The sequence below is a fragment of the Paraburkholderia sp. genome, from assembly GCF_026225065.1.
In the GTDB taxonomy this organism is placed as follows: domain Bacteria; phylum Pseudomonadota; class Gammaproteobacteria; order Burkholderiales; family Burkholderiaceae; genus Paraburkholderia.
The window spans coordinates 19,322-30,402 of sequence record NZ_JAMFSB010000080.1 but is presented as its reverse complement, the minus strand read 5'-3'; the positions used below and the strand labels follow the sequence as shown (position 1 = coordinate 30,402).

At 62.2% G+C, this 11,081-nt stretch carries 10 protein-coding genes; 1 reads left to right on the top strand and 9 read right to left on the bottom strand.

Annotated features, from left to right (window positions below):
- Positions 1–1,941: phosphoenolpyruvate synthase (gene ppsA / locus M0954_RS06245; RefSeq protein WP_297352167.1), on the bottom strand; the 1,941-nt coding region annotated here is incomplete at its 3' end.
- 499 nt (positions 1,942–2,440) lie between these two features.
- Here ppsA and M0954_RS06240 point away from each other — a divergent pair.
- Entirely contained in the window at positions 2,441–3,256 is an 816-nt protein-coding gene (locus M0954_RS06240; protein WP_122155103.1) for a pyruvate, water dikinase regulatory protein, read from the top strand.
- Positions 3,257–3,329: 73 nt separating this feature from the next.
- Here M0954_RS06240 and M0954_RS06235 read toward each other — a convergent pair whose 3' ends face one another.
- The 8 genes from M0954_RS06235 to rseP all read right to left on the bottom strand — a co-directional run bounded on the left by M0954_RS06235 (position 3,330) and on the right by rseP (position 11,074).
- Positions 3,330–4,115 carry an RNA methyltransferase gene (locus tag M0954_RS06235; protein ID WP_297352166.1) on the bottom strand — a complete coding sequence of 262 codons (786 nt, stop codon included), beginning with the start codon at positions 4,113–4,115 and terminating at the stop codon, positions 3,330–3,332.
- Positions 4,116–4,190: 75 nt separating this feature from the next.
- A complete protein-coding gene (rnhB, locus tag M0954_RS06230) occupies positions 4,191–4,958 on the bottom strand; it encodes a ribonuclease HII (protein WP_122155105.1) in 768 nt (255 codons plus the stop codon).
- Complete coding sequence (gene lpxB, locus M0954_RS06225; protein ID WP_122155106.1) at positions 4,955–6,124, bottom strand: lipid-A-disaccharide synthase; 1,170 nt, start codon at positions 6,122–6,124, stop codon at positions 4,955–4,957. Before lpxB ends, rnhB begins: the two co-directional genes overlap by 4 nt.
- A 3-nt stretch (positions 6,125–6,127) precedes the next feature.
- Positions 6,128–6,916, bottom strand: coding sequence for an acyl-ACP--UDP-N-acetylglucosamine O-acyltransferase (lpxA, locus tag M0954_RS06220; protein ID WP_122155107.1), 789 nt, complete (start codon positions 6,914–6,916; stop codon positions 6,128–6,130).
- Between the two features lie 142 nt (positions 6,917–7,058).
- Positions 7,059–7,526 (bottom strand): 3-hydroxyacyl-ACP dehydratase FabZ, encoded by a 468-nt coding sequence (fabZ, locus tag M0954_RS06215; RefSeq protein WP_122155108.1) that lies wholly within the window; start codon positions 7,524–7,526, stop codon positions 7,059–7,061.
- 193 nt (positions 7,527–7,719) lie between these two features.
- Entirely contained in the window at positions 7,720–8,850 is a 1,131-nt protein-coding gene (lpxD, locus tag M0954_RS06210; protein WP_122155109.1) for a UDP-3-O-(3-hydroxymyristoyl)glucosamine N-acyltransferase, read from the bottom strand.
- Between the two features lie 56 nt (positions 8,851–8,906).
- Entirely contained in the window at positions 8,907–9,467 is a 561-nt protein-coding gene (locus tag M0954_RS06205) for an OmpH family outer membrane protein (protein ID WP_183143205.1), read from the bottom strand.
- A gap of 212 nt (positions 9,468–9,679) precedes the next feature.
- Positions 9,680–11,074: an RIP metalloprotease RseP gene (rseP, locus tag M0954_RS06200; RefSeq protein WP_133891764.1), complete on the bottom strand. Its 1,395-nt coding sequence runs from the start codon at positions 11,072–11,074 to the stop codon at positions 9,680–9,682.
- Positions 11,075–11,081: the final 7 nt, after the last annotated feature.

The following is an 11,081-nucleotide window of genomic DNA, read 5'->3' as shown; positions in this document are numbered from 1 at the left end:
GACGTTGTCGAGGCCCATCTCTTCGCGCACTTTCTTCAGCGCGATACATTCCATCTGGAAGGCTTCAGCGAAGTCATCGGCGATGTAACGCGAGGCGCCGCGGAAACCCAGCATCGGATTTTCTTCGTCCGGCTCATAACGCGAGCCGCCGATCAGCTTCTTGTACTCGTTCGACTTGAAGTCCGACAGACGCACGATCACAGGCTTCGGATAGAACGCCGCCGCAATCGTGGCGATGCCTTCGGTCAGCTTGTCGACATAGAACGCACGCGGCGAGGCATGACCACGTGCAACACTTTCGACGGCCTTCTTCAGGTCCTGATCGACGTTCGGGTACTCGAGAATCGCCTTCGGGTGCACACCGATGTTGTTGTTGATGATGAACTCGAGCCGCGCCAAGCCCACACCTGCGTTCGGCAGTTGCGAGAAGTCGAAGGCGAGTTGCGGGTTGCCGACGTTCATCATGATCTTGACCGGAATCGGCGGCAGTTCGCCGCGCTGGACTTCAGTGATTTCCGTTTCGAGCAGGCCGTCGTAAACCTTGCCTTCGTCGCCTTCCGCGCAAGATACGGTGACCAACGCGCCTTCCTTCAGCAGGTCGGTTGCGTCGCCGCAGCCCACCACGGCCGGCACACCCAGCTCACGCGCGATGATGGCCGCGTGACACGTACGGCCGCCGCGGTTCGTTACGATCGCCGAAGCGCGCTTCATGACCGGTTCCCAGTTCGGATCAGTCATGTCGGCCACCAGCACGTCGCCCGGCTGCACACGATCCATCTCCGACGGATCCTGGATCACACGCACCGGACCTGCGCCGATCTTCTGACCGATGGCGCGGCCTGTGACGATGACTTGCGACTGGCCCTTCAGCTTGAAGCGCTGCTCGGCCTTACCGCTTGCCTGGCTCTTCACCGTTTCCGGACGCGCCTGCAGGATGAAGATCTTGCCGTCGCGGCCGTCCTTGCCCCACTCGATGTCCATCGGACGCTGGTAGTGCTTCTCGATGATCACAGCGTATTTCGCCAGCTCGATTACGTCGTTGTCGGTGATCGAGAAGCGGTTGCGCTGCTCGTGCGCGACGTCGACGGTCTTCACGCGGCCGGGCTCGCCCGGCTTGGTGAATTCCATCTTGATGAGCTTTGAGCCGATCGAGCGGCGGATGATCGGGTACTTGCCTTGTGCAAGCGTGGTCTTGAAGACGTAGAACTCGTCCGGATTCACGGCGCCCTGCACGACGGTTTCGCCGAGGCCATAGCTCGAGGTGATGAACACAGCGTCCTTGAAACCGGACTCCGTATCGAGCGTGAACATCACACCGGCCGCGCCGACGTCCGAGCGCACCATGCGCTGCACACCCGCCGACAACGCGACTTCAGCGTGAGTAAAGCCCTTGTGGACGCGATAGGAGATAGCGCGGTCGTTGTACAGCGACGCGAACACGTGCTTCATGCGATCGAGCACGTCTTCGACGCCGACCACGTTGAGGTAGCTTTCCTGCTGGCCCGCGAACGACGCATCGGGCAAATCTTCTGCCGTAGCGGACGAACGGACTGCGAACGAAAGCTCTTCAGGCGAGCTGTTCTGGAGCGTGTCGAAGCCCGCGCGAATGTCGGCCTCGAGCTTCGGCTGCAGCGGCGCGTCGACGATCCATTGACGGATCTCCTTGCCCGCTTCGGCCAGCGCCTTCACGTCGTCGACGTCTAGCGTCTCCAGACGTTTGGCGATGCGCTCGGTGAGGTCGCTGTGATGGAGGAAATCGCGGAATGCCAGTGCCGTGGTGGCGAAGCCGGTCGGCACCCGAACACCTGCCTGAGCGAGTTGACTGATCATCTCGCCCAGGGACGCATTCTTGCCGCCCACAATCTCCACATCGGTCATCCGCAACTGCTCGAACGGAACTACATACGCCTGATCCTTTGCGACGTTAACTGCGTTAGTCATACAAGCCCCTAAGTGTGGAAGAAATACACGACTGTGCAAGTGGGCTTGGACGCGAAGCGGTCATAAGAACCGCTGAGTGCATGATGAGTCGGCAATCTCGCGTCTTGCACAACCTGTTAGATAAACAATCGCTTAATAGCGCACACGATTTGCGGAATCTTGCAGCCGGACTACGAAGCGCGCAAAAAGCACGACGAAGCCAACGGTTTGACGAAATTATTCAAATTCGCCGCAAGTTAACAGCAAAAAGCGGGGCGTTGGCCGGGCGATCAATGCGAGTTAGCCGCGGTTCCCCTGCAATTGCTTATCCAACAGGTTGCCGCTATTCTACCGTGCCGACTCTCAAAATGTGACAGTCGGACGAGAATTGCGCCTCGAACTGCGCGCCGCGCCGATACCTCTGTAGTCTCCGGTTAGCCACCGTACACTGGACACCGACGCAGCGATGTTAGATTCGAGCGTAATTTCCCGCTCACGTTCCCTGCCCACTGCCCCACTGATGCCGCCCACCGTATTCATCGTCTCCGACGGTACCGGGATCACTGCCGAAACCTTCGCGCATTCGATCCTGTCCCAGTTCGACCAGAAATTCCGCCTGGTCCGGGTTCCCTTTGTCGATTCGACCGAGAAGGCCTACGCCACGCTCGAGAAAATCAACGAAGCGGTCAAGCAGGACGGCCGCCGGCCGATCGTCTTCACGACGCTCGTCGACAGCTCGTCGAACAAGATCGTCAAGGGCTCGAACGCGCTGGTGCTTGATATGTTCCAGACCTTCGTCGAGCCGCTCGAACAGGAACTGGAGCTGAAGTCGAGCCACGCGATGGGCCGCGGCCACCAGAACGCGGACACTGAGGAGTACAAAAACCGCATCGAGGCGATCAATTTCTCGCTCGCCCACGACGACGGCCAATCGAACCGCAATCTGGCCGATGCCGACGTGATCCTGGTTGGCGTGTCGCGCAGCGGCAAGACGCCGACGAGCCTTTATCTGGCGATGCAGTACGGCGTGAAGGCGGCAAACTATCCGCTGATTCCGGAAGACTTCGAACGCGGCAAACTGCCGACGCCGCTGCTCGAGTTCCGCAGCAAGATGTTCGGGCTGTCGATCGATCCGCAACGGCTTTCCGAGATCCGCAACGAGCGCCGTCCGGGCAGCAAGTACGCGGCGCCGGAGAACTGCCGTTACGAGATCAACGAAGCCGAAGCGATGATGCGGCGTGAGGGGGTCAAGTGGCTGTCGTCGACGCACAAGTCGATCGAAGAGATCGCGACGACGATCCTGCAGGAGATCAAGCTCGACCGGCCAGGGTATTGAGAGTAGCGCGGCGGCCGCGGCTTTAGTAGCGTTCAGGCTTTCGCCGTGATGCTGCCCAGAGGCATAACATAGGTCAACGCTTGCCGCGCTGCTGGCGGCACTGCTCGAACAGGCACACGGCGGCAGCCGCGGCCACATTCAACGATTCCATCCCGCCCGGCTGCGGAATCGTCACACGCAGCGTGACCGCGTCGCGCCACGCCTGCGAGACTCCTGCGCCCTCATTACCCATCACCCAGGCGAGCGGCCCCGACAGGTCGCAATCGTAGATCGCTTCGGCGCCGTGCGAGTCTGTAATGACCACGGGCACGGCGAGACGCTCGATAAGCGTCTGCGGTTCGATGTCTTCGTGAATCTCCAGCAGAAAGTGCGCACCCATCCCCGAGCGCAGCACTTTCGAGGACCACGCGTAAGCCGTCCCAGGCGTGCAAAACACCTGCTGAATGCCTGCAGCGGCAGCGCTGCGCAGAATCGAACCGACATTGCCCGCGTCCTGCACGCCATCGAGCACCACACAGGTCTGCGCGACGCGCTCCGGTAACGGCGGCGCAAGCTTCTCGACCAGCAGCAGAATCCCCACCCCGTTGACCACGTTCGACAACTGGCCGAACAGCGCGTCCGGCAGCGTCACGATGCGGTGCTCGTCGATCCGCGAAACGATGGCTTGCGCCTCGTCGTGGCGCAAGGCGCCCTCGGTGACGAGACAGGTTTCGGGTTGCCCTGCGACATCCAGATACGTGCTCGCGAGATGGAACCCCTCGAGCAACGCGTGGCCGCTGCGACGCTGCTGGTGGGTCGAGCCGGCCAGTGCCTTGAGGCGCTTGTAGAGCGGATTGTCCCGCGAGGTGATGGCTTTCACAGGCAGCGAAGACAGTGAGAATATGAATTTGAGAAAACCTGGACGTAGCGCAGGGCAAATGCCCGAGCCAACGCTTCAGGGATGCGCGCTATCACCCAAGGTGTCCGACGCGCCCGCTGCGTCGTCGAACCACGCTGTGTCAGCGAGAGGCGGCAGGTTCATCGACTCAGCGCCCGGCGCGCTCACCGGCAGCTTGCCCAGGCGCAGATGCGCCTCGCGCACCGGCGCGAACGAGCGGCGATGATGTTCGCACGGCCCATGCTCGCGCAATGCCGCCAGATGCTGCGGCGTGCCGTAACCGGAATGCGCGTCGAAGCCGTACACGGGAAACGTCTGATGCAATTCCAGCAGCATGCGGTCGCGCGTAACTTTGGCGAGAATCGACGCCGCCGAAATGGACTTCACGAGCGCGTCGCCGCCAATAATCGCCTCGCTACGGATACTCAGCACGGGACAGCGGTTGCCGTCGATCTTCACGAGCGTCGGCACGACCGCGAGGCCCTCCACGGCGCGCTTCATCGCCAGCATCGTCGCGTGCAGGATATTGAGCGCATCGATCTCTTCGACCGACGCCGAGGCGACGCAAAAGGCCAACGCCCGCTCGACAATCTTGTCATACAGTTCGTCGCGCTTTTTAGCGGTGAGCACCTTCGAATCGTCGAGCCCGCGGATCATCGGTTTCGACGGATCGAAGATTACCGCTGCGGCCACCACCGGGCCAGCCAGCGGCCCGCGTCCCGCTTCATCGACGCCACAGACGATCTCGTCCGCCGCGTTGAAGTTAAAGCCTGGCTGCGCCGCCACCGCGGCGGACTTGCGCCGGGCCACGCGCTCGCCGGTCATCGACGCCCCTTGCGCGTGTCGACCACATTCGCCACCACCTCCGCGGCGCGCAGGGCTGTGTTCTGCTTCAGCACGTGATGCATTTCCGTGAAAATTTCCGTCAGCGTGCGCCGGTTGGTCTCGTCGCGCAACTGTTTCAAGGTGGCATCAGCGAGCGCCTCGGGCGTCGCAAAGTGCTGCAGGATTTCCGGCACCACGAAGCGCCCGGCCAGAATGTTCGGCAGTCCGACGTACGGCAAATAGCCTTGCCGCCGCATGATCTGACCGGTCAACCAGGGCACCTTGTAGGAAATCACCATCGGCTTCTTCAGAAGCGCGGCTTCCAGCGTCACCGTGCCGCTCTTGACGAGGATTGCATCGGCCGCCGTCATCGCCACCTGCGCCTGCCCTTCGATCAGCGTCAGCGCGAGGCCCGGACTGGCATCCACCAGAGGCTGCAGCAATTCGCGCAGCGCCGGTGTCGCCACCGGCATCACGAAGCGCACACCCGGCTCGCGATGCTGCATCAGCTCCATGGCGGCGAAAAACGTCGGACCGATCAGATTGATTTCCGAGCGCCGGCTGCCCGGCAGCACGGCGATCACCGGGCCGCTTTCCGGCAGACCAAGCTTGCGGCGCGCGCCGAGCGTGTCGGGTACCAGCGGAATCTCGTCAGCGAGCGGATGGCCCACATACGAGGCCGCCACGCCGGCCTTTTCAAGCAGCGCGGTTTCAAACGGAAACACGCACAGCATGTGGTCGACGGCTTTGGCGATCTTCTTGATCCGGCCGCCGCGCCATGCCCAGATGGACGGGCACACGAAGTGAATGGTCGGAATTCCGGCGTCCCGCAGCGCGTGCTCGAGGGCAAAGTTGAAATCAGGCGCGTCGACGCCGACGAACACAGTTGGCGGCTCGGCCAGCAACTGACGTTTCAGCTCGTTGCGGATGCCGAGAATCTCCGGGATATGACGCAGCACTTCGACATAGCCGCGCACCGACAGCTTTTCAATCGGCCAATGGGCATCGAAACCCGCGGCGATCATACGCGGGCCGCCAATGCCGTAATACTGCGTATCGGCCGGCAAGTGGCTGCCGAGGCCATCCAGCAGGGACGCGGCAAGCAGATCGCCGGACGGTTCTCCGGCGACCATTGCAAGCCGTAGCGGACTCGGTTGCAGGGCCATCGGTTAGCGGATGATGCCGCGTTGCGACGCGACCACGAAGTCGAGAAACGCCTGCACCGGCGCATCGCCATCGCCGCCGGCCGAGGCCAGATCACGCAGTTGAACCTTGGCTTCTTCCAGCGACAGGCCGTTCTTGTACAGCAGGCGATACGCGGCACGCAGCGCCGAAATCGCATCTGCGGAAAAACCGCGCCGGCGCAGACCTTCGACGTTGATGCCATGCGGCTCGGCCTTGTTGCCGGCAGCGATCACGAACGGCGGGATGTCCTGCACGAGTGCCGACGCACCACCCAGCATCGAATGCGCGCCGATGCGCACGTACTGATGCACACCCGACATGCCGCCGACGATCGCGTGGTCGCCGATCGTCACGTGGCCGGCCATCTGCGCGTTGCTCGCGAGGATGACGTTACTGCCGACGTGACAGTCGTGCCCGAGGTGCACATACGCCATGATCCAGTTGTCGTCGCCGAGCGTGGTGACGCCCGCGTCCTGAATTGTGCCGGTGTGGATCGTGGTGAACTCGCGAATCGTGTTGCGATTGCCGATCACGAGCCGGGTCGGCTCGTCTTTGTACTTCATGTCCTGCGGCCGGCCACCGACCGATGCATAGTGGCCAACGCGGTTATCTTCGCCAATCGTCGTGTGACCTTCGATCACACTGTGCGAACCGACCGTCGTGCCCGCGCCGATCGTGACGTGCGGGCCAACGATGGCATACGGCCCGATTTCAACCGTTTCGTCGAGCTGTGCGCCCGGCTCGATGATTGCAGTGGGATGAATCCTGCTCATGCGCCCTCGCTTCTGATTCCGTTGCGTTATCCGGAGGCCAGCCGGGCGTCAGTCGCCCTACCGGCTATCCATTGCTGGCCGCCCCCGCACGGATGCCCGTTGCATGCACGTGCGTCAGCGGTCCAGCGTTACAGGCCATGCCTTACTGGCCGTTCGTATCCGTATGACGGACTGCGCACATCAGGTCGGCTTCCGCCGCAACCACGCCATCCACCTCAGCGCGCGCCTTGAACTTCCAGATGCCGCGCATATGCCGTTCAAACGTTGCGTTCAGGATCAGCTGATCGCCGGGCTCCACCACCCGCTTGAAGCGCGCATTGTCGATGCCGACGAACAGGTACAGCGTGTTGGCCGGATCATGCGGTTCTTCCGAGAACGTCAAAAGCGCCGCGGTCTGGGCAAGCGCTTCGAGGATCAGCACACCCGGCATCACCGGACGGCTCGGGAAGTGACCCATGAAGTACGGCTCATTGATCGACACGTTCTTCAGCGCTTTGATGCTCTTATGCGGTTCGAGTTCGAGCACCCGGTCAACAAGCAGGATCGGATAGCGATGCGGCAGCAGCGTGAGAATCTTATGAATGTCGAGATTGATTTTTTCGGTGCTCATGGTGTTTCTGCTCACGCATTGACTGCGCGATGATGACTGCGGATACGGTTCAGGTGGGTTGGTAACGCGTGCTGCCGCCGCTTTCTATGACCCGGCAGCCCATCCTGCCCGGTCACCCTTCGCGACGCTTCCTGCTTGACCAGCTTGACGTGCTTGAAACCGGGCCATTGCTGATGGCTGACCCGGCCCGCGCTCACGCCTTGTTGCCCGGTGCGTCGGCGGCCGCAGCCGCTTCCAGCGCCTTGATACGGTCACGCAGTTTATCGAGGTTGCGCAACAAAGCTGCGCTCTTGTTCCAGTCGGCGTGGTTCACGGCCGGGAATGCGCTCGTGTACATGCCCGGTTTCAGCAGCGATTTCGACACGCCCGACTTGGCGGTGACGATCACATGATCGGCCAGTGTAACGTGTCCGGCGATACCCACCGCGCCACCGATCATGCAATGGCGGCCAATCGTGGTGCTGCCGGCAATGCCCGCACAGCCGGCAATGACCGTGTATGCGCCAATCCTGCAGTTATGACCGATCTGCACCAGGTTGTCGATCTTCACGGATTCTTCGATCACGGTATCGGCCATGGCGCCGCGGTCGATCGTCGTATTAGCGCCGATTTCGACATCGGGGCCGATCGATACAGCGCCGACCTGTGGAATCTTGACCCAGCTGCCCGTGCGGGATTCGCCTTCGCCGACGAAGTCCGGTGCAAAACCAAAGCCGTCGGAGCCGATTACCGCGCCGGCATGAATGATGACGCGCTCGCCAATCTTGCAGCCGTAGTACACGCTGACGTTCGGATACAGATGCGTGCCGGCGCCGATCTGCGTGTCACGGCCGATCACCACGTTCGCGTCCAGCCGCACGTGCTCGCCGATCACCGCGCCGGCTTCCACCGTGACGTGCGGGCCGATCACCGCGCTTGCAGCGATCTGCGCCGACGGATCAACCGCCGCGCTGGCGTGCACGCCCGGCACGGGCTTCGGTGCGGCCATGTCGATGAACGTCTGCGCGACTCGCGCGAAGTAAGCGTAGGGGTTGGGCGTGACGATGAAATTACGGGCGCCGTGCATACGGGCGTCGTGCGTACCGGCGACGTGGTCTCCCTCTTCGGGCGCGCCGACGCCAAGTTTCGCGAGATCCTCAGCGTTGATCAGCACCGCACCCGCGCGGGTGGTCTCGACCTGCGACAGATATTTCGGATTGGCGAGGAACGCCAGCTGATTCGGGCCTGCCTGGTCCAGCGGAGCCAGGCTGCCCACGCGGTGCGAGCGATCTCCGACTACTTCACCGCCGAACTGCTGGACGATGTCCTCGAGCGTAAATGCCATGCGTGTACTGCTCCTGCTTTTCAGTTGCCAGCTCAGTTGCCAGTTCGGTTACCGCTTCAGTTGCCGGTCGGGGCCGACGCGCCATTAGCAGCCGCCGCCAGGGCCTTAAGGACCTGGTCGGTGATGTCGATGCGCGGGCTCACATACACCGCTTCCTGAACGATCAGGTCGTAGTGCTGCTGCTCGGCGATCTGCTTGATTATCTTGTTGGCGCGGTCGAGAACGGCTGCCAGTTCCTCATTGCGGCGCTGGTTCAGGTCTTCGCGGAACTCGCGTTGCTTGCGCTGAAAATCGGTGTCCAGTTGCGACAGGTCGCGCTGCTTTTCCGCACGGTCCGCCGGCGCCATCGACGCGCCGTTCTTGTCCAGCGCGTCCGACATCGACTTCAGCTTCTGCGCCATATCCTGCAGATCCTTGTCGCGCTTTGCGAACTCGGCCTCAAGCTTGGTCTGTGCCGCCTTCGCGGCGGCCGACTCGCGCAGGATGCGATCCGAGTTGACGGCGGCAATCCTGGCTTCCTGTCCGTGCGCTACACCCGCGCCCAAAGTCATTGCCAGCGCAAGCGCGCACGTCACAGAGGCGCACCTCACACGTTTCGAAAACATACCGGTTCGCAAAGTCATCCTCTCGATACTGTAAAGAGGTCCGGGTTATCCCGGACCATCCAATCAGAATGCCGTTCCAATCTGGAACTGGAATTTCTGGTACTGGTCGCCGTAGTGCTTCGTGATCGGGAAACCAATCGGACCACCCGCTCACATCTCACGCGATCCCAATGTAAAGCTCAATCATGCTGGGCGGCCGCTCGTCGCGAGCGCCGCCGGACGCGTCAAAAATGGATCAGGCGGGCCAGATCGTTGAAAAGCGCGATCGCCGACAAGGCCACGATGCAGGCCAGTCCAGCTCTCTGCAGAACGAGCTGCCAGCGGTCGGAGACCGCCTTGCCAGTTGCAGCTTCAACCAAATAATATAACAGATGCCCCCCGTCCAATACCGGAATCGGGAGCAGGTTAAGTACGCCGAGACTGATGCTAACCAGTGCCAGGAATGACAGGAATGCCGATGGACCCAACCTTGCGCTCTTACCTGCGTAGTCGGCGATCGTGACCGGACCTGACAGATTTTTCAACGACGCTTCACCGGTGATCATCCGGCCGAACATGCGCACCGAGTAAGCCGCGAGGTCCCACGTGCGGCGCGCGCCCAACTGCAGACTTTCGATCGGACCGTAACGCACCGTAATGGACGGCACCTGGGTCGCGAGTTCCGCGCCGATACGGCCGACCTCCGCGCCGCTCGCGTCGTCGTGCTGCGCGAGCGGGACCACGTGGATATCCTCGGTCTTGCCGCCCTGCTGCGCGTCGCCGCCTCGCGCGACCTGCAACGTGATGCTCTTGCCTGCGTGCGTCTTGATGTAGGCGATGAACGACGTTGCGTTATCGGTAGGCGTGCCATCGATCGACAGCAGACGGTCACCGGCCGCCAGGCCCGCGCGCTGCGCCGCGCTGCCGGCCTGCACACCCGCCACGATCAGCTTGCCGCCACCCGGCTCGAAGCCCAGATGCGACATGAAATCGTCGTCGACATCCTTCTCGGAGACATCGCGCAGATCCAGCGGGAAATCGAAAGTCCCATGGCTGTCTTTGGCGCTCAGAATGATGCGGCGATGATCGAATGCCGCGCCCAGCATCTTCCAGCGCAGGTCCGACCATGACCGAACCGCTTCGCTGGAGCCTGCGCCGCCGTCCGCGTTGCGCACGGCGATCACCGTCTCGCCACCGTCGAACCCGGCGAGCGCAGCGGGTGTGTTCGGAGTCGGCGCAGCAACGATGGCGGACGGTTCGCTCACACCCGTGGCGAACACGGCGGCGAACAGCACGATGGCAAGAATAAAATTGGCGATTGGTCCGGCCGCGACAATCGCGAACCGCTTCGCGACATGCTGACGGTTGAATGCGTGCGGCAGATCGTCGGGTGCAATCGGCGCGCCCACTTCACGCTCGTCGAGCATCTTCACGTAACCGCCCAGCGGTAACGCGGCGATCGTCCATTCGGTGCCCGTCTTTGGGCTCACCCACTGAACCAGCGGCTTGCCGAAGCCGATCGAAAAGCGTAGCACTTTCACACCGCACAAACGCGCCACGCTGTAATGGCCATACTCATGTACCACCACCAGCACGCCTATCGCGACCGCGAAGGCGAGCACCTCGATCAGCACATTCATATTCGCC